This is a genomic window from Limnobacter sp. SAORIC-690 (genome assembly GCF_002954425.1).
GTDB classification, from domain to species: domain Bacteria; phylum Pseudomonadota; class Gammaproteobacteria; order Burkholderiales; family Burkholderiaceae_B; genus Limnobacter; species Limnobacter profundi.
Genome location: NZ_MQVZ01000001.1, coordinates 190,955 through 216,977, shown reverse-complemented (window position 1 = coordinate 216,977; position 26,023 = coordinate 190,955). Strand labels below are relative to the sequence as shown.

The following is a 26,023-nucleotide window of genomic DNA, read 5'->3' as shown; positions in this document are numbered from 1 at the left end:
CTTATGCTCCCGCCGCGGCCGCCCTGCGATTGAACACAGGCAGTGAGCCATCGGCGCTGGTTTGATAAGGAATGGTGAAATCGGAAAACGCATTCAGTGCGTCTTCAAGCGATTTGCCTTCCTTGATATCGAATTGCGTGAAGCCGCAACGCGCCAGATAGAAAAACTGGTCCCGCCAAATATCGCCAAATGCGCGAATGTCGCCTTTGAAACCATAGCGCGCACGCAGCAGGTAAGCGCCTGAGTAGCCTTGGCCAAACTTGAACACCGGGAAGTGAAATGCAATCAGCTTCAGCACATTCACGTCGCCCTGCAATTGTTCCGGGTTGTCTTCAGGGTTCAGGTACACACCCAAATCGCCCACTTCGGCGCGCGCAGTCAAATCTGCTTTGTTTGCTTCCCACACGGACAGGTGCACCAGCACTTTGCCCTCGGAGGGAACTGCCACAGGTGTTTCAGCCGTACCCACTTCAACAACCACAAATTCATCGGCAACAATCGCGGCTTCACCGTTTAACGGCTTAACAATAATTTGGCTCATTTACGCGGCCTCCTTGTTGGCGTACACGTGGTCTTTGAAAGGCTCAGCGCCAATGCGGTCTAGGGTGTCGATGAACAGTTCATCTTCATGACGCTCGCGCACATACACTTCAAGCAGCTTTACCACCACACCGGGTACATCTTCGGCGTAAAACGATTTGCCGATCACCTTGCCGATGGATGCATTGTTTCCTTGGCGGCCGCCCAGCGTAACCTGGTACCACTCCTCACCGTTTTTATCGACACCCAAAATACCGATGTTACCGATGTGGTGGTGACCACAGGAGTTGATACATCCCGAGATGTTCAAGCTAAGATCGCCCAAATCAAACTGGTAATCGAGGTTGTCCACGGCTTCCTGAATTCCCAAGGCAATCGGAATGGATTTGGCGTTGGCCAGTGAACAGAAATCACCGCCCGGGCAGGCGATCATGTCGCTGACCAAGCCAATATTGGGCATGGCCAAATTGTGTTCTTTCAGGGTGCTCCACAACTCGAACAAATCTTGCTCAGCCACATCGGACAGCACGAAGTTTTGTTCGTGAGTTACACGCAGCTCACCGAATGAATATTGCTCGGCCAGGTCAGCAATCAAGTGCATTTCATCAGTCGTGGCGTCGCCAGGGGCGATACCAGGGCGCTTCAGGGAAATACTGATGGCCACATAACCGGGCTGGCGGTGTTCACGTGCATTGCGGGTTAGCCAGCGATCAAAGCCTACATGCTTGGCGCGCAGGCCACGGTTTTGTTCTGCAATGGTGGCCACCTGTTCAGCGCTGAACTGTTCGTAGGCGGGGGCTGTGAAGAAAGATGAAACACGGTCAAATTCCTTCTGGGGAATCACCGACACACCACCTTTGATGTGTTGCCATTCTTCTTCAACCTGCCTGGAGAATTCTTCAGGGCCAATGGCACGCACCAGAATTTTGATGCGGGCTTTGTACAGGTTGTCACGGCGACCATAGCGGTTGTACACGCGCATCACCGCTTCGATGTAGGTGAGCAGCTCCTGCCAGGGCAGGTCGTTTTTGATCACAGAACCGATCACGGGAGTGCGACCCAAACCGCCACCAGCCAGCACTTGGCTACCACTTCGCCAGCCGCATTGCGGGTCAAGTTCACACCAATGTCGTGCACTTGCACCGCAGCGCGATCTTCAGCTGCGCCATTCACGGCAATCTTGAATTTGCGGGGCAGGTGAGCGAACTCGGGGTGGAAGGTGCTCCACTGGCGAATCAGTTCGCAGAATGGGCGTGGATCTACAAATTCGTCTTTCGCAATGCCTGCAAACGGATCGCTGGTGGTGTTGCGAATGCAGTTGCCGCTGGTTTGAATGGCATGCATTTCAACTTCAGCCAGTTCAGCAAGAATCGCGGGTACATTTTCCAGTGCGGGCCAGTTGTATTGAATGTTCTGGCGTGTCGTGAAGTGTGCATAATTGCGGTCGTATTTGGCCGCAATATCGGCAAGCTTGTGCAACTGTTTTGCGCCCAGCAGGCCATAAGGAATGGCCACGCGCAGCATGGGCGCATGGCGCTGAATGTACAGGCCGTTTTGCAGGCGCAAGGGGCGGAACTCTTCGTCTGTCAGTTCACCCTTCAGAAAGCGCTCGGTTTGGTTGCGAAACTGAGCCACGCGTTCGCGTACCAGGGCGTGGTCGTAGTCGTCGTATTTGTACATTTACATCACCAGTTTTGCGGCCACGGCGGTGAGGGTCGTGGCCAATACCCCGCGCAAGAACTTCTCAGGCACTGCGCGACTTAAATAACTGCCCACCGTGATGCCGGGGATTGACCCCAACAACAGTGCGCCCAACAAACCAAAATCAACGGTGCCCAGGCTAAAGTGGCCAAAGGCCGCCACAGTCGTAAGTGGTACCGCATAGGCAATGTCGGTACCCGCTATTTCAGAGGCTTTCAAGTGTGGATACAGCATGATCAGCACCATGGCGCCAATTGCACCAGCACCAATTGAAGAAACAGTCACCAACATACCGATGATTGCAAATGCAACCACGGTCGCGATGGTACGCGTTTTGTCGTGCAATTGGGCCTGTGGATGGTGTTGCAGCCAATCAACAATCTTTGTTTTGAAAATTAGCACGCCCACTGTCAGCATCACGCAAATGGAAATAGACCAGCGGATAAACACATCAATCGGGCTGCCTTTGCCGGCATTTTGAATGTCCAGGCCGTGCAAAATTGCAATTGTGATCAGTGACGCTGGCACGCTTCCCAAGCAGGCCAGGGCCACAATTTTCCATTTCACCGTGCTGCGAAGGCGGTGTACTACAGTGCCTGCGCCTTTGGTGATTGCCGCAAAAGCCAGGTCTGTACCCACGGCAGTTGTGGCAGGTACACCGAACAACACGGTCAGCAATGGCGTCATCAACGAGCCACCACCCACACCGGTCAGGCCGACCAGAAGGCCGACCGCAAGGCCGGAAGCTACGTAGACTAAATCGATGTCAAAAGGCACGTGAAAGCTCGATGAAAATGGTTTTTTGGGACTTGAAGTGTAAGCGCTAGCCCTTATAATTCAAACGATAGTATTTCCATTTATATATTCCCCTGTGGAATAAAGGGTTTTTATGAACTTGCATCAGCTTCGATTCGTTCGGGAAGCGGTTCGCCATGACTTCAGCTTGACCGATGCGGCCAAGGCGCTGTTCACCTCTCAGCCAGGTGTGTCCAAGGCAATCATCGAATTTGAAGAAGAGCTGGGCTTTCAAATTTTCAAGCGACACGGCAAACGCATCAAGGGTTTAACGCCGCCTGGAGAATTGGTGTATCAAGCCTGCGAGCGCGTTTTGGCGGAACTTGAAAATATCAAAAGAGTGGGTGAAGAATTTGCAGCGCGCGAAAGCGGGCAGTTAACAGTGGCCGTAACCCACACACAGGCACGCTATGTGTTGCCACAGGCGGTGGCTGCTTTTCGCAAAAAATTCCCGAAGGTGAAGCTGATCTTGCTGCAGGGAACCCCTGAGCAACTGGCGCAGTGGGTGCGCAAAGACCAGGCCGACTTGGCCGTGGCTACCGAGGCTTTGGCTGATGAACCCGACCTGGTGACATTTCCCTGTTACGACTGGGGACACATTGCGGTGGCGCCCACCGATTCGCCCCTGTTAAAACCTTTTGCATCGGGCGGGCGGCAAATTGCGCTGGCTGATTTCGATCAGATGCCCATCATCACTTACGAAACCCATTTTGCAGGGCGCAAAAAGATTGATGCCGCGTTTCAAAAAGCCGGGGTGAATATTGAGCTGGTGCTTGAGGCCATTGATGCGGACGTGATTAAAACCTATGTGGGTTTGGGTTTGGGCGTGGGTATTATTGCTGAAGTGGCTTTTGATGCGTTGAAAGACAAAGGGTTGATGGCTGTGCCAGTGGACCACTTGTTTGGCCGCAACACCACGCGGATTGCCCTGCGGCAAGGTGTGTTCATGCGCACGCTGATGTATGAATTCATTGCGGTGTTTGCACCGATGTTGACCCCTAAGCTGATAGACCGCGTGTTGGGTGGGGGGCAGGCGTACGACATTTGATGCTGCTTGGTTTGGGTGTGTGCGTGGTTGATTTGTTCGGAGCGCAGTACCTGTCGCGACGGAAAATCTGTTGGCCCCAAGCTGAACCTCGCCTTGCCTGAAACCGCCCCTCGAAAAAAGCGGTCGGGGCGGCTTCTGCCCTGAAGGGCACCAGCCCGGCTTGGCACGCTGCAGATTTTCCCGACTGTCGCAACAAGCACACGCGCACCCGATCAAATCTGCACACCGCAAAGCTAAGCACACATTTTGCACATCGCGTACATCACGCAACTTGCCGCAGCGTTTTACAAGTTGCACATGCAGCGCTGTTCGGGGCGAGTTCAGGCCAGCCCGCCCAACGGCCTCGCAGCGCGGGGCGATTCCGCGAGGAATCGATGCAAAGGCGCTTTTGCGCTTTGCATGACCCAAGCCAGAGGGTTAGTTGGGAGAACTCGGGCTGTGCCAAGGTCCGAATAGTGCAGCGGTGCGGCTTGTTACTGTGCTAGCCCCGAACAGTGCGGCTATTGCTTGTTGATGCGCCAAGCCCAAACATTGCAGCTATGCCGCTTGTCGACGCGCCAAGCTCGAGCGGTACGGCTGTTCAGCGGTTCGGCTTGCCGCTAGGCTCGCATGTGCTTGCGAACCACCTCAAAAACTCTCGACGTGTCCTGACTTTTAGGTCCATTGACCACCAGTTCATCCAGCAATTCTGCGGTTTTAAACAACAGCGGCAAGTGCAAACCCTGCTTCTTCGCTGCATCCGCCACCATGCGCACATCTTTTGCGTGCAGGTGCGCCTCAATGGAAACCGGGTCGGTGAAACCTTTCACCATATGGGGGCCAGCCCAATCCAATACACGGCTCGCGGGCAATCCGGCTTGCAGCAGCTCAAGTACCACGCTCAATTCAGCACCTTGCTCCAGTGCGTAATTCATGGCTTCGGCAATGCCCACCAATTGAATGCACAGTGCCATTTGATTGGCCGCTTTAATGGCTTGACCTGCACCCGAAGGCCCCACATGCCGGATGGTCTTGCCCAAATGCTTGAGCATGGGCTCAATCCGATTGAAGGCTGCCAAATCCCCGCCTGCCATCATGCTCAAGGTTGCAGCGCGCGCGCCCGCAGCGCCGCCAGAGACAGGGCAATCAATGTAATCAATGTCGCGGGACTCTAATTGGCGTGCGATGTCGGCCACAGCAGCCGCATCTATGGTACTGAAATCCACAATGATCGAACCAGGCTGTGCATGTTGCGCAAGGCCGCCATCGCGAAACAGCAGCGATTGAACATCCGCGGTGTTCGTGACATTCAAAGCAAGCAGGCGTGTACCTGCGCAAAGGGCTTCAATACTCGGTTGCGCAACAAGAGGGATGTCAGCCAGTGCTTGGAAGGTGGATGCGCTGCGCGCCCAGGCCAGCACAGTGTAGCCCGCATTGCAAAGGTGGGCCGCCATGGCGGACCCCATGTTGCCAAGGCCAATAAAGCCAATGGTTTTGGGTGTGGGGAATGTTGAGTTCATCCCCCGGATTATAGTCAGCTTCAGTGGGTCTGCATGCTCGGGTTTTCAGCAATGTGCAGGTCGTTTAAACGGCAATATTGAAGCTCGCCGCTGTGCAGTTGAACCAGCACCGGGTGACTTGTTGATATCCAGCGTCCAAACTCGGCGATGTTATAGGCAATCACAGTGGCTGGCGCGGTGTTCAGCAGCACTTCGGCGCCGACTTTGAACAACTTCACGGTTTGGCGAAGTGTACGTTTGCGCATCAGTGTTTGACCATCGGGGTAACGCCGACCCAATGAACCGGCGGCGTTGGAATAGGCGATTGTGAGGGGCATTGTTGCCTCCAGGCTGGTGTGTACAGTTTAGTTATACGACACCAGCCTGAAAAGCAGTTTACCGAACATGGGGGAATAACCCGTTCAGTTTCTAGCGCTGTCTTAGTGAGATGGCAACAGCAACTGGTTTTGAATCAGCATGAACAGTTCGCTGTTTGGATCAGCGATGCTGTCGCAAATGCTGAAATGATCGGCATTGACCTGCAAAGGTGGGTTCAGGCCCCAGTGAGATGCCAAGTAAGCGCTTTGTTCCTTAAAGGCATCGGTTTCCTTGGTGCCAAAGGCCAGGTGCACTGGAATGGTGGGCTTGGGCATCAAGGCCGGGCTGACCATGCGGGTGCGCTTCTGATTCAGCTTCAGGTCTTTCTGGATGAAAGGTGTGTGCACCAAGGGGCTCAGGTCGTAAATGCCCGAAATGGCAATCACGGACTTCACCACGTCTTGTGGCAGGTCGGAGGCCCAAAGGGGCCAAAACGCCAACGCGCTCATCACACCCAAATGCCCACCAGCCGAATGTCCGCACACCACGATCTGGTTGGCATCAAAACCAAAACGATCCGCCTGGCGATACAGCCACTCAATGCCGCGTAAGGTTTGGCGAACACTGTCTTCAATCGTCACGCGTGGAATCAGGCCGTAATTCAGCAGTGCCACCGAATAGCCCCGGGCCACATAAGGCTTGGCCAGAAAGGTGAAGTCGTATTTGTCCAGTGAGCGCCAGTATCCGCCGTGGATAAAAATCAACAGTGGCTTGCCGGGCTTGCCTGGAATGACATCCACGGTTTCTGCTTCCGATTCACCGAAGTACTGGTTCCAGAACCCATCCAGATCAAAACGGGCGTAGCGGGACTGTTCGGCCCAGCGAGCAAAAGTTTTTGGGTGATCGGGCAGGTAAGAGCGGACGTTGTACTGGCTCTCGAGCCAAGCCACGTCGGGCTGGTTCTCGCCACTTTGGGCTTTTGTGTCGGCCATATGGCAGTGCAAAAATGTGTGTTTGGGTTATTGGGCAGAATAAATTCGTGACACAACATACCGTAAAGGGACCAAAAAGTCCAATTTTCATGCCAATTTCGCGGTTGATTAAACACAATGGCAATAATTTTGTGCTTACAATGAAAAGTTCAGCGTTTCAGTCGCAAGCTGGCCCAGCATGCAAGTGCAACAAAGGCCACCACGGCGGCTGCCATGGGTAAAGCGGTGTCGTCGTGCACTACCGAAACAGCCCAACTGGCCAATCCTCCCAAACCAAACTGTGCGCAGCCATACAGGGCCGAGGCCGCACCCGCGTTTTTAGGGTGCTTGCCCAACAATTGTGCGGTGGTGTTGGGGGCAACAAACCCCAATGATCCTACGCACATCAGGAAGCCGATCACCATCAGACCCAGGTTCCAGTGGTCTGTGCCAGCATTCCACGCGCTGCTCAATACCAGGAGTGCGCCCAGCAAACCCAGCATTGAGCCGGTTTTAATTAGCGGGGTAGTGCCTGTGTGTTTCACCAGCCTTGTCGATGCATAACCAAATCCAATCAAGGTCAATATGTTGGAGCCGAACAGCACGGCATAGGTTTTTTCACTCAAATCAAAAAATTCGATGTACACAAAGGGTGTACCCGTAATGTAGGCGAACATGGCGGCGAAATGCGCTCCACCTGAAATGATCAGCAGGCGTGCATCTCTGTGTTGGAAAACAGTCCAGTAACCCCGAAAGGCCAGCGATATCGAAGTTTGGCTGCGGGTTTGGCTCAAGGTTTCGGGCAGTAACAGGTAGGCGGCGATGGTGCATGCGGCACCAAATAGCGCCAAGGCGAGAAATTCGTAACGCCATGAACCCAGCTCTAAAACATACGCGCCAAGAAGTGGCGCAATCATGGGTGCCAGCGAGGTAACCATGGCGATCATGGCCATGACTCGGGCGGAGTCTGTCTCGCCAAACAGGTCCCGAATGACAGCACGCGAAATGACCGCAGCGGCCCCACCTCCAAAGGCCTGGATCAGTCGAAACGCCAGCAATTGCTCGATGGATTGCGCCAGCATGCAGGCCACACTGGCCAACACAAACAAGGTGGTCCCGGCAAAGATCATTCGCCTGCGCCCAAACCGGTCGGAGAGTGGCCCATAAAACAGCATGCCCATGGCAAACCCGGCCAGAAACACGGTCACAGTTTGTTGTACGCGCTGCGGGTGCCTGCAGTTCCTCGCTGATTGCAGCAAAGCTTGGTAAATACAGGTCGATTGCCAGCGGGGCAAATGCGGCGAGTGCTGCAAGCAGTAAAAACATGGGACGGTTGATCACAAAACTGGCTTCCAGTGCGAGGGGATTGGGCATTGTACGCGTTGTGCAGTGCTTCATTGAGCAAACCAATTTGACAGACTGCATGTAGCTAATTATGGTCATATTCATGCCATGGCTGTTTGTATTCAGTTGCTTTCGTGGGGTGCTGCATGGAATTCACGTCGCTTGATCTCGCCCGAATCCAGTTCGCGGCCAATATTACTTTCCACATCCTGTTTCCAACCATCACCATCGGCCTGGGCTGGGTGATGTTTTACCTGCGCTTGCAGCATGTGCGCACTGGCAAAACGGAATGGGAGCAGGCCCATTACTTCTGGACAAAAATTTTCGCGCTGACCTTCGCAATGGGCGTGGTCTCGGGCATCACCATGAGTTTTCAGTTCGGCACCAACTGGCCGGGATTCATGGAGAAAACCGGAAACATTTCTGGCCCCCTTCTGGGCTACGAAGTGCTGACCGCGTTCTTTTTGGAGGCAACGTTTTTGGGGGTGATGTTGTTTGGCAAACAGCGGGTGTCGCCCAAGGTTCATTTGTTGGCCACCTTTTTGGTGGCATTTGGCACCACCTTATCGGCTTTCTGGATTCTGGTGCTGAACAGCTGGATGCAAACCCCGCAGGGTTTCGAAATTATTGATGGCCAGATGCACGCCACCAATTGGCTGGAAATTATCTGGAACCCGTCTTTCCCGTATCGCTTCACGCACATGTTGCTGGCCAGCGGCTTGACTGTGTTCTTTGTGATTGCGGGCGGTAGCGCACTTCAAATTCTGCGCAAACGTGAGAAGCCTTTCACTCGCCACATGTTAAAGCTGGGTGTTTATGGCGCTGCCGTACTGATTCCAATCCAGATTTTTGTGGGTGATTTGCACGGATTGAACACCTTGAAACACCAGCCTGCCAAAGTGGCGGCCATGGAGGGCGTTTGGGAGACCGAGAAGGGTGCACCGCTGCTGTTGTTTGCCATTCCCGACAGCGAAGCGCGTACCAATCATTTTGAAATTGGCATACCGAAAATGGCCAGTTTCATTTTGACGCACGACTTTGACGGCGAAATCAAAGGGCTCAATGATTTTCTCAATACTCACCCACCAGTGGGTCCTGTGTTTTATTCCTTCCGGGTCATGGTGGGGATGGGAGTGTTGATGTTGCTGGTGTCTTGGGCCTCGGTGTGGGCCTTCCGCAAAACAGGCCCAGTGCTTGAAAACAAAACCCATCGACTCATATTGACCGCTTTGATGTTCATGATGTTTTCGGGCTGGGTGGCCACGGTGGCTGGCTGGTGGGTCACCGAAATTGGTCGTCAACCCTATGTGGTGTACGGCGTGCTGGGCACTGCCGATGTGGTGGCCCAGCACCCGCCCCAGTTGCTGGCATTCACCGTGTTGTTGTACATGGCCATGTACATTGGTTTGATCATCTCTTATGTGTGGGTGCTGCGGTATATGCTGTTGGGCGGAATCGGTTCATCCAAGAAGGTCAATTGGGGTGGAGCACCCACGGCAACTACACCTGCAGACAAGCTGCGCCGCGAACAATAAAAGGGGACCTGCGTGATGACTTTCGAAGAGTTTTTGCCGCTGTTGTTCATGGGTGTCATGGGACTGTCCCTGCTGATTTACGTGGTGCTGGATGGGTACGATCTGGGTGTGGGGCTTTTGTTACCCCATGCCACAGACGATGAAAAAGACACCATGATCAATTCTATTGGTCCGTTCTGGGATGCAAATGAAACCTGGCTTGTGCTGGGTGTGGGTGTATTGCTGGTGGCGTTTCCAAAAGCACACGGCGTGGTGTTGACTGCTTTGTACCTGCCTGTCACGTTCATGCTGTTGGGCTTGGTGCTGCGCGGTGTGGCGTTTGATTTTCGGGTGAAGGTGGATGTGGCTTACAAGCCGCTGTGGAACCGGATTTTTTTCATTGGTTCGCTGGTGACTTCGGTTTCACAAGGCTGGATGCTGGGCAGTTACATCACTGGTTTCTCGAACCATTGGTCACAACTGGTGTTCAATTTGGGTGTGGCCATCACTCTGCCTTTTGCCTACACGCTGCTGGCCAGTGGTTGGTTGATCATGAAAACCGAAGGCGATTTGATCGAGAAGTCTCGCCGCTGGGGGAGAATCAGTTTTTGGCCCATGCTGGCTCAATTGCCTTTATTTCAGCCATGACACCCTTGGTCGTGCCTGAGATTTTCGAGAAATGGTTCAGTTTTCCCAATATCGTAGCGCTTGCGCCCATTCCAATTGCATCGGTGTTGTGCCTGTGGGGTATTCACCATGTGCTTGGCAGCCAGCGTCTGATGGATGCCGGCTATGGTTGGATGGTTTTCGCACTGACGGCGGGCGTCATGACCTTGGCCTTCATGGGTCTGGCCTACAGTCAGTACCCGTACGTGGTGCTGAATCAGCTAACCGTGTGGGAGGCTGCCTCTTCCCCCGAAGCATTGAAGATTATTCTGGTGGGTGTGGTGATCACTTTGCCAACCATCCTCGGGTACACTGCGTTTTCTTACAAAGTGTTCTGGGGCAAGGCCAAAGAACTGTCTTATCAGTAACAGCGCAGCTTTCATGCTGTGACAACGCACCGAAGGAATTTGTTGAAATGAGCATCAGGCAACTGAGCAATGAGGTCGCAGTGTGCGGCCAAATCAGTCCGGAAGATTTGGAAGCAATCGCTGAACTGGGCTTTAAAACGATTGTGAATAACCGGCCCGACCACGAGGTGGGCGCTCAACTGGCCCACTCAGTCATTGAAGCCAAGGCGAAAAGCCTGGGCCTAGCCATTCACTATTTGCCCATGGAAGTGGGTCAACCTCCCTCGGAAGTGCTGCTTGAGGACTTCAAACGCATTCTGGATGCAGCGGAAAAACCGGTTTTGGCTTACTGCCGCAGCGGCAATCGTTCCGGCCAAATTTACATGGGTGCCTGTGCCCTGAAATGAGCATGCTTTTCACCTAGTGGTCTTTCCGGTTGTCAGCTTGATTCGCTGGCATGGCCATGGCCAGCTCGCGAATCATTCGCACGGTGTCAATGTCTGCTGCGCGATAAGCCTGCTTTCGAATCTCGTCCACGTCGTGTGACGACACCTCGGGGCCACCCTGGCTGACTGGCGCATCGCTGACCTGGTACTGAAACCGCAGCCACAGTTCACCCGATTCAGGTTCTTCAATCGAAATGGTCAGTGTGCTGTCGCCGCAAAACTGATTCGCTACAATGCGGGTCTTGGTACGGTCTTCTTCGATCAGCTCGATGGTGTCTTCAATTTGAAAGGGGCCGTAATTGAGCACGCGTGCAAGCGTGGTGACATTGCCTTGTTGACTGGTTTGCATCACTTGCGCGTCTTCGAGGCCAAGTATGAAGCGGGTGGGTTTCCAGGCCCGTGCTACCAAACCAAACCAGAGTTGTTGCCTTGTTAACCAGTCAATACCAGGCAAGCTTGGGTCGTTGATCTGCACCAAATGTTCAAATTTCATGAAGGGGGTCCTGTGATACACAGACAAGGTACTACAAAACGTTACTCCGATTCCACCAGCTTCAACGGGGTGGTTTATTTGGTTGAAGTGCCTTCCACCGAGGAAGGGGACATTCAGGCCCAAACCCGAGACCTGTTGAATAGCCTGGAGCGCACGATGGCGGGTGCCGGCACTGACAAAAGCCATTTGCTATTGGTTCAGGTTTATTTAACCAATATGGTTCGCGATTACGAGGGGTTTAATGCCGTGTGGGACGCTTGGTTGCCCGAAGGCACCGCGCCTTCGCGCGCGTGCGTGGAAGTCAAGGGGCTGGCCAAGCCAGGCTGGAAAGTCGAGCTGGTGGTGACTGCAGCTATGGACAAGGCTTTATTGGCTTAACAGACGCAGGCGTTGTTGAAGTACCCGCAGGTTGGTTTTCAGGTGCTCGATTGAATCGGCCGCGGGCAGCTGGTTTTGCGCCAACTGGTTTTCCAGTTGTTGAATAAAGTCGGCAAACGCAAGTTCCCCCACCAGTTTGCAATGCCCTTTCAATGTGTGCAAGGCGCGTTTGGCCTCTGATAAATTCATGGCCAAAAGCTGTTTTTCGGTCTCGTCGGCAAGTTGCGGAATTTCCGCTGCAATCATGTCGATGGTTGTTTTCAGCAATTCTTTGTCGTGGTCAAAGTTTTGCATGGGAATTGGCGACACGTTGAATTTCAGGCGAGCAAGTACAGCCTCAATGTCGCTGCGCTTAAATGGTTTTGAAATGTATTCGCGCATGCCTGCAGACATGCAGGCCTCGCGGGTGTCGGCAATCGCATCGGCTGTCAACCCAACAATCGGCAGGTTTTTGTGCTGTGGTTTGGCAAGAATTGTACGGCATGCTTCAAGCCCGCCCATATTGGGCATGTGCATGTCCATGAACACCATATCAAACCTCTCCTGTTCCACAGCTTGCACGGCTGCCAAACCATCATCTGCAAAGCGATAGGAGATACCGAGCTGGGTCAGCACATGCGAAATGAAGGTTTGGTTCACCATATTGTCCTCTGCCACCAATACACGCAGGCCGGTGGAGGCGTGGCCAAACTCAGGGGCGGCAGGGTTGTTGTTCGAGGTCATATCGACAGCCAGTGTTTCATTTTCAGTGGTTTTTGGTTCTTCGACGATCGGCAGCTCCAGTGTAAAGCTGAATTCACTGCCAATGCCTTCTTCAGACCAGAGATGTATCCGACTATTCATCAATTCAAGCAAGCGCTGGGTAATCGTCAAGCCCAGGCCCGTGCCGCCATACTTGCGCGCCGTGCCAGGCTCTGCCTGAGAAAACGCCTTGAAAATCTCGGTGCGGGCTGACTCAGAAATTCCCATGCCAGTATCGCGCACTGCGAAATGAATTTTGCTTTTGATTTTTGAGTGTTTATCGGATCCCTGTTTTGCAGTAACTGTCAGGCTGACTTGGCCATGCTGGGTAAACTTCAGCGCATTGCTCAGCAGGTTGTTCAGCACCTGCATAATTCGCGGACAATCGCCAAACAGCCAGTGCGGAATGCCGGGATCAATGTCGAGCACGGTTGCAACACTGGGTTTGGCGTAGGCACTGGACACCATTTTCACCATGGCTTGCACATTGGGGCGCAACTCGAAGGGTTGAGGGTCCATGTCCAGGCGATTGGCGTCGATCTTTGAAAAATCCAGAATGTCGTTGACCACCCTTAACAGGTGCTCGGCGCTGAGTTGAATCAGTTCCAGATTGCGGCGCGGTTTTTCGGCCAGTGCGCTGTTGCTCAAGGTAACCTCAGTCAGTCCCAGTATGCCGTTCAAAGGTGTTCGGATTTCATGGCTCATGTTGGCCACAAACTGCGACTTCAAGTCATTGGATTTGTCGGCTTTCAGTTTGGCAGCTTCCAGTGCCCGGTTCTTTTTTCTCAGTGTGACCGATGCCCAATTCAACGTGTGGTGCAGCATGGCCAGCTCTCGGGAAGTGGGGGAGGTAGCTTGCTCAATACCCTGGTCTTTCACCATACGCTGTGCAAAATCGGTGAGCGCATTCAATTCAAGAATGGTTTTGCGGATGAAAAGCCACAAGGCCAGGGCGGCTGGAAAAATTAGAATTACAGCCAGCAGAATATTGCGCTCTATGAGTTCAGACTGGCGGGTCTGTAGGGGAGTCAAATCAAACTCCAGCACCACATGACCGATCAGTCGCCCCGATTCAATCGGTTCAATCACGGTCAGGTGGCGTTCGCTGCTGAGCAACTGCGTGTGTAGATCGCGTTTGTCCACATGCAAGCGAGCAACATCGTAGCGGGGGGACAGGCGTTGAGTGTTCGAATCGCGCAAAACCTGGGCCAATACTTGACCATCGGCGGAAACCACAGTGGCTGAATACAGGTCTTTGAATCCATTGGCCTTCAGTAACAAGGTTTCAATAATGGCAAAGTCTTTTTCAAGCAAATGGCTGTTGCTTGAAACTGCAATGTTGAACGCGAGGGCTGTGGCTTGTTGATTGAATACGCCTTGCAATTCATTGCGCTGGGTTTTGGTGTTAAACCAGGTAAATGCCAGCGCAAGCGTCAACACCAAACCAATGCCCAACACCAACAGTTTGGTGCCCAGGCTGGGATGAGTGATGGTGTGAAAAGACGGTTTCAATTGGAAAGAAATGCTTCAAGTCCGAGGTTTTCAAGTGGTTTGTAATCTTTGAAATAATCGGCCCGCACAGGGTTGGGCATTTGAATGTCTTCACCCACCTGTTTGTGTGTTTTGATGTGTCCCAAAATAGCGGCCGCAATTGCTTCCCGGGTGGAGGCATCTACGCGAGGGTGCGCTGCAATCGGGTGAGGTGGTGCGGGTGGGGTTTCGTAAATCACCTTGACCTTCTGTTGAAGCTCAGGCGTTTCTGCCAGTAGCGTGGCGTTGACCATGCCACCAGCTTGCCCTTCACCACGTACCACGCCACGAATGACATTGGAGTGTGTCTTTACATATTTGGTGGTGAATTCCAGTCCCTTCTCCCGTTTTAGCAAGGCACGCATATACAGCGAAGCACCGAATGCATTGGGTGATGGAAAAAGCAGGGTTTTGCCGTTCAACTCGCTGAGTTCTTTGATGCCATCGTGGGCACTGCCAGTTGTTGCAACCAGAATGCCGGTCAATGGTTTGCTGTCCCGAATGAGCGGTGTGTAGCCTTGTGCCTTTTTGGCCATCACCATGTGATAAGGGTTGCAGTAAATCAACTCGGCTTGTCCAGCCTTGAACTGGCTCTCAAACTCTGTAATGTCTTTTGCGAAAACCAGTTCGATTTCTGGGAGACCGTCTTTCTTCAACCCATCCAGTAATTTGCTCCAGGTAGCATGAATTTCAGTGGCTGGGAATTGCGGAACCACCAAGAGACGAAGAGTTGAATTCTTTTCTGCGCTGTGCGCAAATTGCCCTGCAGTCAATCCAAACAGTGTGACAATACAAGGCAATATTGTGCGGGCGATGAAAGCCGAGAAAGTGGGCATGATGTATAAATGTTAAATTAATTGGTAATTAATATTTTAAGATTTATTGGTTTCATCGAATCATGAAAACAAGCATTGATTTACCCGGTATTTCAAAGGTGTTGAATGGCAAAGCCCGTATTGCTTGAATCCGCACATGCGGTGGGTGTGTTCGATTCAGGTGTTGGCGGCCTGTCCGTGCTGAAAGCGATGTTGAATCACTTGCCGGCCGAGCGCTTTCAGTTCGTGGCCGACGAACGGCATTTGCCCTATGGCGACAAACCGCAACATGAAATTACTGACCGTGTATTAACCCTGTCCAATTGGCTGAGAAACCAGGGTTGTAAAGCCATGGTCATGGCTTGCAACACCGCCACTGCCGCAGGTGCAAACCAGGCCCGCGCTGCCCATGCGAATTGGCCCATTGTGGGCATTGAGCCTGCAGTCAAACCTGCCAGCATGCTGACCAAAACGGGCGTGGTGGGTATTTTGGCAACCACCAACACGGTGGCCAGCGAACGGTTTAAGGCTTTGGTTGAAAGGTTTGACCCCATGGCCAAGGTAATTGCACACCCGTGCCCGGGGCTGGTTGAACTGATCGAACAATCACCCATGCCCGAGCCTGCTATTGAGGCTTTGTTAAAGCCCATGGTAGCCGAGTTGCTTCAAAAACAGGCCGACGTCATTGTGCTGGGTTGCACGCACTACCCTTTTGTTGCACATCTCATTTCAAAACTGGCTGGCCCCGGCGTGGCCGTAATCGAGACTGGTTTGCCAGTGGCCAAGCAGTTAAGAACACGTCTGGAAAGCGAGCGCTTGCTGAATATGGGCAACGAACATGTGCCTTTGCTTGAGCGCGTGAGTTTTTTTACAACAGGTCAACCCGAGTCTTTCAAGACAAAGCTGGTGAATTTGTTGGGCAGTGATTGGCGCAATGCCCATGTGCAGCAGTTGGATGTTTAACTGGCCATCATTTGTGCCACTTGTACAAACTGTTGGGGTGCAATTTCCTCGGCGCGCGCGGTAAGTGCGATGCCCGCGGCGTTTGCCATGTGTTCAGGCACCACATTGGCCCAGGTGTTGCGTAACATTTTGCGGCGTTGTGAAAAAGCAGTGCTGACCACTCGACTAAAAATTTCACCAGGAATTGCCGCACGTTCATGCGCGGGTTTTGGCACCATTCGAACGATTGCTGACATGACACGGGGTGGTGGGTCGAAGCACTCGGGCGGCACATCAAACAAATGGTCCATGTCGTAGTAGGCCTGCAACATCACCGACAATCTGCCGTAGTCGCTGGTTTTTGGGGCAGCGACCATGCGATCTATTACTTCTTTTTGCAACATGAAGTGCTGGTCAATCACCCGGTCGGCTACTTCAAGCAAAGCAAACAAGATGGGCGAGGAAATATTGTAGGGCAAGTTGCCCACCACGCGAAAAGGCGCGGGGAGTTGCCCGAAGTCAAATTTCAACACATCCACTTCGTGAACCGTGAGCTTGTCTTTCCAGCCACCGGTTCGAAGTTTCTCTGCCAGGTCCCGATCAATTTCAATCACCTGCAGGTGATTCACTGCCTTGAGTAGCCAGAATGTCAGCGCACCCAAACCGGGGCCAATTTCAACCAGCGTGTCGTCTGCACGCGGTCGCATCTCACCGATCAGGTTTGACAACACACTTTGATCGGTCAAAAAGTGTTGGCCAAATCGTTTTTTTGCTTGATGTTTCATTGCGCGTTCCTGCGGCAAAGGTCCATGTGGTGCGCGCATTCTATCGCTTCGTTCAGGCTGCCCGCATCCATGTTCCGGGTACCGGCCAGGTCAAGCGCGGTGCCGTGGTCAACCGAGGTTCGAACAATAGGCAAACCCAGCGAAATGTTCACACCTTGACCAAAACTTGCATGCTTTAGTACGGGCAAGCCCTGGTCGTGAAACATGGCAAGCACCGCATCGCTGTTTTGCAGGTATTTGGGTTGAAACAGGGTGTCGGCGGGAAAGGGTCCTTGCACATCGTGCCCCTTCGCTTGCAAGGCTTGGATGGTCGGTGTGATGGTGTCAATTTCCTCATTCCCCAGGTCGCCTGATTCGCCAGCATGCGGATTCAGCCCGGTCACCAGAATTCGGGGTTTTGGCAAACTCCAGTACAGGCGTAGATCGTGAAGCATGATTTCAAGCGTGCGGGTGAGGCTGTCCCGGGTAATTGCTGACGGTACCTGGGTCAGTGGAATGTGGGTGGTGGCCAGTGCTACCTTCATTTGACCGCCCATCAGCATCATGACGACATCGCTTTGCCCACATCGCTGCGCCAGGTACTCGGTGTGCCCCATAAAACCCGGCCAGTGCGGGCTGATTGCGGATTTCTGAATGGGAGCGGTCACCATGGCCGCAGCGGTGCCATTCTGGCAAGCATCGCAAGCCAGGTTCAACAGGCCCAGCACATAGGGTGCATTGGCCGGGTTGGGTTTGCCGGTGATGCAGGGCGCTGAAAGGGGGTGATCAAGCAGAAAATAACCAGGCGCTTCATCATCGCTGGCTGTAATTTCCCGCAGCGAATTGATGCGTTGCCATTTGGGTTCAATGCCCGCGTTTTTTGCGCGTGTCTCAAGCAGATCGGCATCGCCAAGAATGACCAGCGAACGGTTTAAACGTTTGGCCTGGCTAGTTTCGGCCAGCAAGGCGCACAGTTCTGGCCCTATCCCGGCAGGTTCACCGCTGGTGACAAGGATAGGTAGGTTGTTGGCCTTGCTCATTCCCTGGTAATTAAAGGCGAATTTCGATGAAGGTGGCGTCGCGCAGTTGGCGCAACCATTCCTGATAGCTTTCCTCTGATTTACTGGCACGGATTGCCTGGCGTGCGGCCTGGCGCTGGCGTTCTTCAGAGGCCGCCTGCTGGCGACGTTCTACCACCTGAATAATGTGGAAACCAAAACGGCTTTGGAATACCGGGCTTACCCCCCCAATCCCAAGCTGGTTCATCTCGCGTTCAAATTCCGGTACGGTGTCGCCTGGGTACAGCCAGCCCAAATCGCCGCCTTTCGCGGCAGAGCCATCTTGCGAATAACGCTTTGCCAAAGCATCGAACGTAGCAGCGCCACCTTGCAGCTGTTCCAGTGCAAAATTCAGTCGGCGTTTTGCCTCTGCTTCGGTAATGTCGGGGCCTGGGCGAATCAGGATGTGTCGGGCCCGGGTTTGCGTCACAGGTGTATTGTCCAGCGCTGCACCGCTTTCGCGACGCTCAAGCACTTTCAATACGTGAAAGCCATTGGGGCTGCGAATGGTTTGCACGGTATTCAATTGCGCCTTGGACAGAAATTCAGTGAACAAGGTAGGCACAGCATCAAAACCGGACCAACCCATTTGCCCAGTCCCGTCAATGGCCAGCTCGGGATTGGCTTGAACAATGGCTTCCACGGTTTTTCCGTCTTTCAGGGCTTTTTCAATGGTCTCAACTTTGGTTCTCGCCTGGTTCAGCGTTGCACCACTGGCGTCACTGGGGGCTTTGACCAGCAACTGTACCCAATTCACCTCGGGTTGATTGGCTGCAGCGCCCCCTTTGGTGCGGGCAGCCAGGTAATTCTGAATTTCTGCATCCGACACTTGAATGCGGGCTTCCACTTCACGCTCGCGAAGGCGACCCAAGGTGATTTCGCTGCGGACTTCTTCGCGGAAGCGGGCGGGCGACACCCCTTCCTCTTGAAGGCGTGCCAGAAAGTCTTCGAGAGACAAACCGTTCTGGTCGGCCACACGGGCCATGGCGGCTTCAATTTGGGCTTCCTCAATCCGAATACCCACCTCTTCAGCTTTCTGAAGTTGAGCGCGGTCCATCACCATGCGATCAAGCACCTGTTTGCGCAATTCGATCCGATCGGGAAGGGGCGCGCCGCGGCGACTCATCTGGCGTTCAATCAGGGCCACTTGTCGGTTCAATTCGCTGCGGGTAATGATGTCGGTGTTCACCACGGCAACAATGCCGTCGATTGTTGCTGCGCCTGAACCATTGCTGGCCCCGAGTTCTGAACTCAGCTTGCCGGCCGGCAGATTGGACGTTGGTGCCTTGATACCCTGTGCCTGCGCATGGCCAACGGCCGCCAAGGCGGAGATTGCGAATAACCAGTGTTGAATGTGCTTCATGTTCATAACTTATTGGGTGCTTGGTTGGGTACTTAACGGGTGCTCATTGGGTGGCTTGCGAGGATGAGAAAGGCGTGTACCCAGGCACCTTTCTGGACAACAGGTCGGCCGGGTTAGACCCCAAACGACCCAATCCATTGAGTTCGAGCTGAACAAAGAGAGAGGTGGTCTCCAGCAACGGTGCAGTCGCAAATCGTTGCGCAATCACTCGCACTGCCCAGCAACCTTCGCCATATTCCAGACCAGCCACGCCTTCAATCAAACGATTGTCCAGCATGGAGTAGTTTAAACGACCCACGCCGCTCCAGCGGTCAGAGATGGGCCATTGGCCTGAAATGTCGAACTGATCAATTTGCGCGCGGGTATAGCGATACCCAAAATTCAGTTGTTTACCCAGTGAAGGCGCATAGCTGACGGTGACATTGCCGCGTTCATGGCGTCCGCTTTCTGCATTCAGCTGCGTGGTCGCGTCCAGGAATACCGACTGGCTGATTCGGCCCCGTGCATTTGCAAAAAAGTCAGAGTCACTGGTGGTTGGCGCTTCAAAGCCCTGCAAAATAACACGTGGCGTGCTCAGGTTCAGACGTTGCCCGCCAGTGACGCTGAACAACTCTTCACTGGTGGCCTCGTCGTAGAAGCGACTGGTCACAGCCAGTGTCAGCTGGTTCGCATCGCCCACCCGGTCAAGCCCCGAATACCTGTTCTCGGCGAAAATCCGCGTCAGACTTTGATCCGTCACCGAGGTGTCGAAAATAGGCTGATCGGATTGGTCCTTGAATGGCGTGTACAGATAAAAAATTCGTGGTTCCAGGGTTTGATTCACATTGCGACCGAAAAAGCTTGTTTTGCGGTCGAAGTAAACCGTGCTGTCCAGCGAAACCGTTGGAATCACGCTGCCTGGTGCTGCGGGTGACCCGGGTGTTTGGCCCTGCAAATCGTAGTTGGTGGCTTGCACCGAGACCGCGGGCGTGAATGAGAATTCGGACCGTTGTATGGGCATGAAAACCCTGGCGCGCGTTACACCGCGTGAGCCTTCAACCCGTGCGGGTGCGGAGGAGGGCCTTGCAAAGTCGGTGTACTGCCCGCTCACTGACACAAAGGCATTGGCCTGGCCAATTCGGGTTGGGCTTAATTCAAGTGTGGCCTCTGGCAAACGGTCATATGGCTCAGCGATCACATCGTTGAATAACTGCAATGTTTGATGAGCCACGGTGCGCACGTTGGCGCTCCAGTTTTTCTGACGGTACGAGACGAAGCCTTCTTGAACCAAAACACGTTGAGAGGCCACTGCCTGAGTCCGGGAGAAGTCAACAAAGTAATTGTCATCCGACACCTGGTTGAAATTTATGCCTGCATACAAAGGACCTTTTTCGTATTTGTGCAGCAAGGACAAAGCAGTGCGGTCTGTGCCTGTTTTCTCGTCATCCGGCAGGTAATCGTATTTAAGTTCGCCTTCGTTGCTTGGCGTCAGGTAACGGGTTTGTGTACCCAATTGGAAACCCCTGCCCGAGATGATTTTCGGGTACAGGGTCATATCTTTGTCTGGAGCAATATTCAGGTAGTACGGGACTGTCACTTCAAGTCCGCTGTTGGACACAGTGCCAAACGAGGGTGGCAGAAATCCGCTTTTGCGTCTGTCGGTGGTGGGGAACGAAAAGTAAGGTGCGCTCAATATGGGCACGTCCTGAAATACCACCTTCGCGCCACGGGCACGACCCACTTCAGCAGCCTGGTCAATTTCCAGCGAATCGGCAGTGATATACCAATCACCTTGATCCGCGGCACCAGGGTTTGGCACATCGCATACCGTGTAGTTCGGGTTTTCAAGCGTCAGCGTTGAAATACCGTCGTACTGCATTTTGTCGGCCCGACCCTTGCCGTTAATTTCCTTCAGCTCGAAGGTGGGTTTGGTCATTTCGCTTTCGCCGGTGCCCAGCTTTACAGAGCCCTCGGGGGCTTTCAGTATCATGCCTTCCTGCTCAATCACCAGGTTGCCCTTGGCCGTAGCACGGTCAGTAATGGGCGAATAATTGATTGAGTCGCTAAATAATTTCAGCTTGTTGCGCCGAACTTCAACATTGCCTTCCAGAAAGGTTTCCTCGGCGCTGTTGCCGTAAAGGCGGTCGGCAGAAATGTAAGTGGCCTCGTCCTCAGGTATCGGGTTGCGCACACCCAGCAGTCCACCGTCAATCTTTAGGCGGGTGGGGGACTCGGCCTTGGGTGGTGTGGCGCCTGTGGTTTGGGCAAGCGCGGGTGCGCCCAGACAGAACAAAGCAAATGCGATGGCTGTGGGGCGTGTGGGCACTGAGTGCACTTGCGGTGAATTTTTGCTTTTCTTCAAGCTGGGTATGTACTCAAATAGGTGACGGATCGATCAAGCGCCATAGGATCCTACTATTATAGGCAACTAACTACAAATTAAAGAGATTGGACGGTTTGATGAGCGCCTTGCGTCAAGAAATGTTGAAAAAATGGCTGACAGGCCTGAATGAGTTCGAGTTTGACCTGCAAACCTTGCAGGCTGCTTCCAGCGATGCCAGCTTTCGCCGGTATTTTCGGGTTGGCGAGGCCAATAACGTGCGAACCCTGATTGTGATGGACGCCCCACCTGACAAAGAAGATGTTCGCCCATTTGTGCATGTGGCGGGTTTGCTGCGAGAGGGGGGGGCCAGAGCACCCCAGGTATTGGCGCAAAATCCGGAAGAAGGTTTTTTGCTGCTGGAGGATTTCGGCAATACGACCATGTTGCAGGGCCTGAACGCTCAAGCTGAACAGAAAGACGCCTTTTACATGCAGGCACTGCATGACCTCGTGCAGTTGCAAGCCAATACCCGCACCGAAGGCATACCTGCTTACAGTGCCGACAAATTGTTGCAGGAAATGAATTTGTTCGATGAATGGTATGTGGGCAAGCATTATGGCGCTGAGCTGACCGATCAGGAACGCAACTGGCTTGAGAGCATCAAAGGCATGCTGATTCAAAGTGCTTTGTCTGAACCCCAAGTGTTTGTCCACCGCGACTACCACAGCCGCAATTTGATGCTGACTAACCAAGCGGGGGCAGCGCCCCAATTCGGTATTCTGGATTTTCAGGACGCTGTGAAAGGCCCTCTGAGTTACGATTTGGTGAGCATTTTACGCGACGCCTACATTGAATGGCCCGAAGAACAAACCCTGGACTGGACTGTGCGTTACTGGGAGGCCGCCCGCAAGGCTGGTTTGCCGATTTGCGAAGACCCTGGCGAGTTTTATCGCCAGTTCGATTTCATGGGTTTGCAGCGCCATTTGAAAATTCTGGGTATTTTTGCACGCCTGAACTACCGCGACGGTAAGGCCCAATACCTGAATGACCTGCCGATGGTGTTGCGTTATGTGCGCCTGGTGGCCGGCCGGTACATTGCTTTCAAACCCCTGTTGTTGTTGCTGGACCGGCTTGAAAACAAGGCTGTGAAAGTGGGGTACACGTTTTAAATGATGAAGGCCATGATACTGGCGGCAGGGCGTGGCGAACGCATGCGCCCATTGACTGACCATTGTCCCAAACCCTTGTTGCCCGCGGGTGGTAAACCTTTGTTGCAGTGGCATATAGAGGCCCTGGCGGCGGGGGGTATTACCAGCATTGTGATCAATCACGCGCATTTGGGACGCCAAATTGAAAGCCACTTTGGCGATGGTTCAGCCTTTGGGGTGCAGATAAGTTACTCAGCCGAGGCCAGCGCGCTTGAAACCGCCGGCGGTATTCGCAAAGCCTTACACCATCTTGGAAATGAACCATTTCTGGTGATTAACGGCGATGTGTCTTGCGAATGGCCGGTCGATAGGGCCTTGCAGGTTGCCAATCAATGGCAGCAAGACCAGTTGGCTTACCTGGTGATGGTCCCCAATCCATTACACCATCCGACCGGTGATTTTGCGATACAGGGCAGTCTGGTCAAACAGGCTGAACCGGGCGAGATCACATTCACATTTTCCGGGATCGGAGTGTATCACCCGAGTTTATTCAGTAAGCTCAGAGTTGACGAGGTTGCAAAACTCGCGCCCCTGTTGCGCCAAGCCATGGCTGCAGGCAAAGTACAAGGTGAGTTGTTCGACGGTTTCTGGATGGACATTGGAACACCAGAACGGCTTGAAGAACTCAACCAACGATTGAATTCAGCAAGGAAGCATTAGCATGAGCAGGTATCCTACCCACAATCCCCTCATTTACGCCAAGCGCCGAGAGCAACTGGCACGCCGTTTGAAGAAGATGGGCGGTGGTGTTGCGCTGGTGCAATCCGGCATGGAAGTGATGCGAAATCGCGATGCCGACTATGCATTTCGATCTGACAGCTATTTTTATTACCTGACAGGCTTTCCAGAACCCGAGGCCTGTCTGGCTTTGGTCGTGCCGCCCAACGGCGATTCCCGTGCTGTGCTGTTTTGCAGGGATAAAAACGAAGAGCGCGAAATTTGGGAGGGTTTTCGTTTTGGCCCCAAAGCAGCGCAATCGGCCTTCGGCATGCACGAGGCCTACAGTATTGAAGACCTTGAAGAGCATTTGATTGACACACTGGCCAATCAGCCGGCGGTGTTTTTGCGATTGGGTGAAGACGAAAGCCTGGAGGCGGCTGTAGCCGATGTGCTGAAAACCTTGCGTGGCAAAGCCCGCATGGGAATTTCAGCCCCACATGCTGTGCTTGATTTAAGCCACTCGCTCGATGAAATGCGCTTGATCAAAGACAAAACCGAGATTGACATCATGCGCCGCGCGGCCAATATTTCGGCACACGCGCACATTGCGGCCATGCAGGTATGCCAGCCGGGAAAGTTTGAGTTTGAAGTGGAAGCAGAGTTGTTGTATCAGTTCCGCAAGAACGGTTCAGAAGCACCAGCTTACGGTTCAATTGTGGCCTCGGGTGCAAATGCCTGTGTGCTGCATTACCGGGCCAACGACGCCAAAATGCGCGACGGTGACTTGTTGTTGATTGATGCAGGTTGCGAGCTGGATTGCTACGCATCCGATATCACCCGTACCTTTCCGGTGAACGGACAGTTCAGCAAGGCCCAACAGGCTGTGTATGAAGTGGTGTTGAATGCACAGTACGCAGCGATTGAGGCCACCAAGCCCGGTGCGCGTTTCAATGACCCGCACGATGCCGCGGTGAAGGTATTGGCGCAGGGTTTGATCGATTTGAAGCTGTTAAAAATGAGCCTGAGCGAGGCGCTTGAAAGTGGCGCGTACAAACGCTTTTACATGCACCGCACCAGTCACTGGTTGGGCATGGATGTGCACGATTGTGGCAGCTACCGCGACCCGGCTGCCAAACCTGAAGACGGTGTGGCACCCCACACCAGCCGCAAGCTGGAAGCCGGCATGGTGCTCACCATTGAGCCTGGCCTTTACATTCGCCCGGGCAAAGGGGTGCCCAAGCAGTTTGAAAACATCGGTATTCGCATAGAAGACGATGCTTTGGTGACCCAGAAAGGTTGCGATATTTACACTGTCGATGCGCCCAAAACCGTGGCTGAAATTCATGCAACGATGAAAGCCCACAAAAAAACAAGCAGCAAGGCAGCCTGACCAATCCATGACCTCGCACACTGATTTTGATGTGGCCATTGTTGGGGCTGGCCCTGTGGGCCTTGCTTTTGCAGGCTGGCTCGCCAACACATGGGGTGACCGTGCCAATCGCATTGCCATTTTTGATGCCAAGCCTTTGGAAGCCTCCGCCCGAGATCCGCGTATTCTGGCGTTGTCCGATGCCACGCGTTTGCGCCTGGCCTGCCTGGGGTTCCCAGCCGATGCCACACCGATTCACCATATTCATGTGTCAGAGCAATCCCGTTTTGGCCAGGTACGAATGAAGGCCGATGAACTGGGTTTGCGGGCCTTGGGTTGGACGGTTCGTTATGGCGACCTGGTGAACTGCTTGTCGACTTCGCTGGAACGCAGAGGGGTAAAAATTTTCCGCCCCGCCAATGTGAAGTATGCGCACCGTAGCGCAGTTGACTCTCTCGAAGTTCTTGAGCTCGAGGACGGTACCGAATACACCGTGAACCTGCGGGTGGATGCCGAGGGGGGATTGTATGGCGAGGCCGGCGAGCGTGACCAAGTGGTGGATTACGACCAATGGGCCTTGGTCAGCGAAGTCACCTTGCAAGTGGAACCTGGTTTACTGGAAGGCGGCAATACATTGGCTTTTGAGCGTTTCACCTCGGAAGGGCCTTTGGCACTGTTGCCCATTTCAACCGACCAGCAGCAATACTCATTGGTGTGGTGCGCCCCGCTTGCTCAGGTTCAAAAGCGATTGGCTTGCAGTGATGCCGAGTTTTCGGCCGAACTTCGACAACAGTTCGGGCGCCGTGTGTCCATCAAACACATTGGCCCCAGAAAAAGTTTCCCCTTGGGCATGAATTGGCGCGACAAACTGGTGCAGGGGCGCCGTGTGGCCATTGGTAACGCTGCCCAAATTTTGCACCCTGTGGCTGGGCAAGGCCTAAACCTGGGTTTGCGGGATGCCGTGCAGCTTTGCCGCGGTGTTGACCCGGCAACTGTTGCACAAGAACATCGCTTGACCCTGGCACTGAACGAATTTGAGAAGTCGAGAGTGGCTGATCGGCAGGTGGTTGTTAAAATGACAGACTGGATGGTGAAAGGTTTTTCCAATCACAATCCTTTGCTGGGTGCGGGCCGACAAATGGCCTTGAACGTGATGGAATTCACGCCACCCCTTCGCAAGCAGTTTGCTGAATTAATGCTGTTCGGCCTGGCTGTTTAATCTGGAGCGTTTT

At 53.5% G+C, this 26,023-nt stretch carries 22 protein-coding genes and 2 pseudogenes; 10 read left to right on the top strand and 14 right to left on the bottom strand.

Going from position 1 to position 26,023, the window contains the following annotated elements; genetic code table 11:
• Position 1 precedes the first annotated feature (1 nt).
• The 3 genes and pseudogenes from BSZ31_RS00990 to BSZ31_RS00980 form a co-directional block, all read right to left on the bottom strand.
• On the bottom strand, positions 2 to 541 hold the full coding sequence (locus BSZ31_RS00990; RefSeq protein WP_105027149.1) for a DUF934 domain-containing protein: 540 nt from the start codon (positions 539 to 541) through the stop codon (positions 2 to 4).
• Positions 542 to 2,220, bottom strand: a pseudogene (locus tag BSZ31_RS00985) (nitrite/sulfite reductase).
• A complete protein-coding gene (locus BSZ31_RS00980) occupies positions 2,221 to 3,018 on the bottom strand; it encodes a sulfite exporter TauE/SafE family protein (protein ID WP_105027148.1) in 798 nt (265 codons plus the stop codon). It abuts the pseudogene before it with no gap.
• Between the two features lie 112 nt (positions 3,019 to 3,130).
• Here BSZ31_RS00980 and BSZ31_RS00975 point away from each other — a divergent pair, with 112 nt between their 5' ends.
• Positions 3,131 to 4,084 (top strand): CysB family HTH-type transcriptional regulator, encoded by a 954-nt coding sequence (locus tag BSZ31_RS00975; protein ID WP_105027147.1) that lies wholly within the window; start codon positions 3,131 to 3,133, stop codon positions 4,082 to 4,084.
• A 599-nt stretch (positions 4,085 to 4,683) separates the two neighbouring features.
• On the opposite strand, the gene BSZ31_RS00970 is transcribed toward BSZ31_RS00975, so the two are convergent.
• From BSZ31_RS00970 to BSZ31_RS00955, 4 genes are all read right to left on the bottom strand, one after another.
• Positions 4,684 to 5,583: an NAD(P)-dependent oxidoreductase gene (locus BSZ31_RS00970; RefSeq protein WP_105027146.1), complete on the bottom strand. Its 900-nt coding sequence runs from the start codon at positions 5,581 to 5,583 to the stop codon at positions 4,684 to 4,686.
• Between the two features lie 20 nt (positions 5,584 to 5,603).
• Positions 5,604 to 5,900 (bottom strand): hypothetical protein, encoded by a 297-nt coding sequence (locus BSZ31_RS00965; RefSeq protein WP_105027145.1) that lies wholly within the window; start codon positions 5,898 to 5,900, stop codon positions 5,604 to 5,606.
• Between the two features lie 102 nt (positions 5,901 to 6,002).
• On the bottom strand, positions 6,003 to 6,872 hold the full coding sequence (locus BSZ31_RS00960) for an alpha/beta hydrolase (RefSeq protein WP_008252055.1): 870 nt from the start codon (positions 6,870 to 6,872) through the stop codon (positions 6,003 to 6,005).
• 149 nt (positions 6,873 to 7,021) lie between these two features.
• Positions 7,022 to 8,164, bottom strand: coding sequence for a multidrug effflux MFS transporter (locus tag BSZ31_RS00955; protein ID WP_105027144.1), 1,143 nt, complete (start codon positions 8,162 to 8,164; stop codon positions 7,022 to 7,024).
• A gap of 177 nt (positions 8,165 to 8,341) precedes the next feature.
• Between BSZ31_RS00955 and BSZ31_RS00950 the strand changes: the two genes are divergently transcribed.
• The 3 genes and pseudogenes from BSZ31_RS00950 to BSZ31_RS00940 all read left to right on the top strand — a co-directional run bounded on the left by BSZ31_RS00950 (position 8,342) and on the right by BSZ31_RS00940 (position 11,129).
• A complete protein-coding gene (locus BSZ31_RS00950; RefSeq protein WP_105027143.1) occupies positions 8,342 to 9,730 on the top strand; it encodes a cytochrome ubiquinol oxidase subunit I in 1,389 nt (462 codons plus the stop codon).
• Between the two features lie 15 nt (positions 9,731 to 9,745).
• A pseudogene (locus BSZ31_RS17710) lies at positions 9,746 to 10,743 on the top strand (cytochrome d ubiquinol oxidase subunit II).
• Positions 10,744 to 10,790: 47 nt separating this feature from the next.
• Positions 10,791 to 11,129 carry a TIGR01244 family sulfur transferase gene (locus BSZ31_RS00940; RefSeq protein WP_008252062.1) on the top strand — a complete coding sequence of 113 codons (339 nt, stop codon included), beginning with the start codon at positions 10,791 to 10,793 and terminating at the stop codon, positions 11,127 to 11,129.
• A 13-nt stretch (positions 11,130 to 11,142) separates the two neighbouring features.
• Here BSZ31_RS00940 and BSZ31_RS00935 read toward each other — a convergent pair whose 3' ends face one another.
• Positions 11,143 to 11,661, bottom strand: coding sequence for an SRPBCC family protein (locus BSZ31_RS00935; protein ID WP_105027142.1), 519 nt, complete (start codon positions 11,659 to 11,661; stop codon positions 11,143 to 11,145).
• 12 nt (positions 11,662 to 11,673) lie between these two features.
• Between BSZ31_RS00935 and BSZ31_RS00930 the strand changes: the two genes are divergently transcribed.
• Positions 11,674 to 12,039 carry a RidA family protein gene (locus tag BSZ31_RS00930; RefSeq protein WP_240605608.1) on the top strand — a complete coding sequence of 122 codons (366 nt, stop codon included), beginning with the start codon at positions 11,674 to 11,676 and terminating at the stop codon, positions 12,037 to 12,039.
• Here BSZ31_RS00930 and BSZ31_RS00925 read toward each other — a convergent pair.
• Together BSZ31_RS00925 and BSZ31_RS00920 are read right to left on the bottom strand one after the other, a co-directional pair.
• Positions 12,028 to 14,292 (bottom strand): response regulator, encoded by a 2,265-nt coding sequence (locus BSZ31_RS00925; RefSeq protein WP_105027140.1) that lies wholly within the window; start codon positions 14,290 to 14,292, stop codon positions 12,028 to 12,030. The two genes, BSZ31_RS00930 and BSZ31_RS00925, sit on opposite strands and share 12 nt — an antisense overlap.
• Positions 14,289 to 15,146 (bottom strand): phosphate/phosphite/phosphonate ABC transporter substrate-binding protein, encoded by an 858-nt coding sequence (locus BSZ31_RS00920; RefSeq protein ID WP_105027139.1) that lies wholly within the window; start codon positions 15,144 to 15,146, stop codon positions 14,289 to 14,291. Before BSZ31_RS00920 ends, BSZ31_RS00925 begins: the two co-directional genes overlap by 4 nt.
• Positions 15,147 to 15,251: 105 nt before the next feature.
• Between BSZ31_RS00920 and murI the strand changes: the two genes are divergently transcribed.
• Positions 15,252 to 16,088, top strand: a complete 837-nt coding sequence (gene murI, locus BSZ31_RS00915) for a glutamate racemase (RefSeq protein ID WP_105027138.1) — start codon at positions 15,252 to 15,254, stop codon at positions 16,086 to 16,088.
• On the opposite strand, the gene rsmA is transcribed toward murI, so the two are convergent.
• The 4 genes from rsmA to BSZ31_RS00895 are packed head-to-tail and all read right to left on the bottom strand — an operon-like array spanning position 16,085 to position 21,593.
• Positions 16,085 to 16,852 (bottom strand): 16S rRNA (adenine(1518)-N(6)/adenine(1519)-N(6))-dimethyltransferase RsmA, encoded by a 768-nt coding sequence (gene rsmA, locus BSZ31_RS00910; RefSeq protein ID WP_105027137.1) that lies wholly within the window; start codon positions 16,850 to 16,852, stop codon positions 16,085 to 16,087. The genes murI and rsmA overlap by 4 nt on opposite strands.
• Entirely contained in the window at positions 16,849 to 17,871 is a 1,023-nt protein-coding gene (gene pdxA / locus BSZ31_RS00905; protein WP_105027136.1) for a 4-hydroxythreonine-4-phosphate dehydrogenase PdxA, read from the bottom strand. The genes rsmA and pdxA overlap by 4 nt, the downstream gene beginning before the upstream one ends.
• A 10-nt stretch (positions 17,872 to 17,881) precedes the next feature.
• Positions 17,882 to 19,252 carry a peptidylprolyl isomerase gene (locus BSZ31_RS00900; protein ID WP_168426796.1) on the bottom strand — a complete coding sequence of 457 codons (1,371 nt, stop codon included), beginning with the start codon at positions 19,250 to 19,252 and terminating at the stop codon, positions 17,882 to 17,884.
• A gap of 43 nt (positions 19,253 to 19,295) precedes the next feature.
• Entirely contained in the window at positions 19,296 to 21,593 is a 2,298-nt protein-coding gene (locus BSZ31_RS00895; RefSeq protein ID WP_105027134.1) for an LPS-assembly protein LptD, read from the bottom strand.
• A 98-nt stretch (positions 21,594 to 21,691) separates the two neighbouring features.
• Here BSZ31_RS00895 and BSZ31_RS00890 point away from each other — a divergent pair, with 98 nt between their 5' ends.
• Genes BSZ31_RS00890 through BSZ31_RS00875 form a run of 4 tightly spaced genes read left to right on the top strand, consistent with a single transcriptional unit; the run spans position 21,692 to position 26,010 of the window.
• On the top strand, positions 21,692 to 22,723 hold the full coding sequence (locus BSZ31_RS00890; RefSeq protein ID WP_105027133.1) for an aminoglycoside phosphotransferase family protein: 1,032 nt from the start codon (positions 21,692 to 21,694) through the stop codon (positions 22,721 to 22,723).
• 3 nt (positions 22,724 to 22,726) lie between these two features.
• Positions 22,727 to 23,422, top strand: a complete 696-nt coding sequence (murU, locus tag BSZ31_RS00885) for an N-acetylmuramate alpha-1-phosphate uridylyltransferase MurU (RefSeq protein WP_105029692.1) — start codon at positions 22,727 to 22,729, stop codon at positions 23,420 to 23,422.
• Position 23,423: 1 nt separating this feature from the next.
• Entirely contained in the window at positions 23,424 to 24,812 is a 1,389-nt protein-coding gene (locus BSZ31_RS00880; protein ID WP_105027132.1) for an aminopeptidase P N-terminal domain-containing protein, read from the top strand.
• Between the two features lie 7 nt (positions 24,813 to 24,819).
• Entirely contained in the window at positions 24,820 to 26,010 is a 1,191-nt protein-coding gene (locus BSZ31_RS00875) for an FAD-dependent monooxygenase (protein WP_105027131.1), read from the top strand.
• Positions 26,011 to 26,023 lie beyond the last annotated feature (13 nt).

What these genes read in the sequence shown, in the direction of transcription:
- BSZ31_RS00890 (WP_105027133.1), top strand. Translation starts at nt 21,692, where the DNA reads ATGAGCGCCTTGCGTCAAGAAATGTTGAAAAAATGGCTGACAGGCCTG.
- BSZ31_RS00965 (WP_105027145.1), bottom strand. Translation starts at nt 5,900, where the DNA reads ATGCCCCTCACAATCGCCTATTCCAACGCCGCCGGTTCATTGGGTCGG.
- BSZ31_RS00990 (WP_105027149.1), bottom strand. Translation starts at nt 541, where the DNA reads ATGAGCCAAATTATTGTTAAGCCGTTAAACGGTGAAGCCGCGATTGTT.
- BSZ31_RS00940 (WP_008252062.1), top strand. Translation starts at nt 10,791, where the DNA reads ATGAGCATCAGGCAACTGAGCAATGAGGTCGCAGTGTGCGGCCAAATC.
- BSZ31_RS00975 (WP_105027147.1), top strand. Translation starts at nt 3,131, where the DNA reads ATGAACTTGCATCAGCTTCGATTCGTTCGGGAAGCGGTTCGCCATGAC.
- BSZ31_RS00950 (WP_105027143.1), top strand. Translation starts at nt 8,342, where the DNA reads ATGGAATTCACGTCGCTTGATCTCGCCCGAATCCAGTTCGCGGCCAAT.
- BSZ31_RS00935 (WP_105027142.1), bottom strand. Translation starts at nt 11,661, where the DNA reads ATGAAATTTGAACATTTGGTGCAGATCAACGACCCAAGCTTGCCTGGT.
- BSZ31_RS00875 (WP_105027131.1), top strand. Translation starts at nt 24,820, where the DNA reads ATGACCTCGCACACTGATTTTGATGTGGCCATTGTTGGGGCTGGCCCT.
- BSZ31_RS00970 (WP_105027146.1), bottom strand. Translation starts at nt 5,583, where the DNA reads ATGAACTCAACATTCCCCACACCCAAAACCATTGGCTTTATTGGCCTT.
- rsmA (WP_105027137.1), bottom strand. Translation starts at nt 16,852, where the DNA reads ATGAAACATCAAGCAAAAAAACGATTTGGCCAACACTTTTTGACCGAT.
- BSZ31_RS00960 (WP_008252055.1), bottom strand. Translation starts at nt 6,872, where the DNA reads ATGGCCGACACAAAAGCCCAAAGTGGCGAGAACCAGCCCGACGTGGCT.
- murI (WP_105027138.1), top strand. Translation starts at nt 15,252, where the DNA reads ATGGCAAAGCCCGTATTGCTTGAATCCGCACATGCGGTGGGTGTGTTC.
- BSZ31_RS00900 (WP_168426796.1), bottom strand. Translation starts at nt 19,252, where the DNA reads ATGAAGCACATTCAACACTGGTTATTCGCAATCTCCGCCTTGGCGGCC.
- murU (WP_105029692.1), top strand. Translation starts at nt 22,727, where the DNA reads ATGAAGGCCATGATACTGGCGGCAGGGCGTGGCGAACGCATGCGCCCA.
- BSZ31_RS00880 (WP_105027132.1), top strand. Translation starts at nt 23,424, where the DNA reads ATGAGCAGGTATCCTACCCACAATCCCCTCATTTACGCCAAGCGCCGA.
- BSZ31_RS00920 (WP_105027139.1), bottom strand. Translation starts at nt 15,146, where the DNA reads ATGCCCACTTTCTCGGCTTTCATCGCCCGCACAATATTGCCTTGTATT.
- pdxA (WP_105027136.1), bottom strand. Translation starts at nt 17,871, where the DNA reads ATGAGCAAGGCCAACAACCTACCTATCCTTGTCACCAGCGGTGAACCT.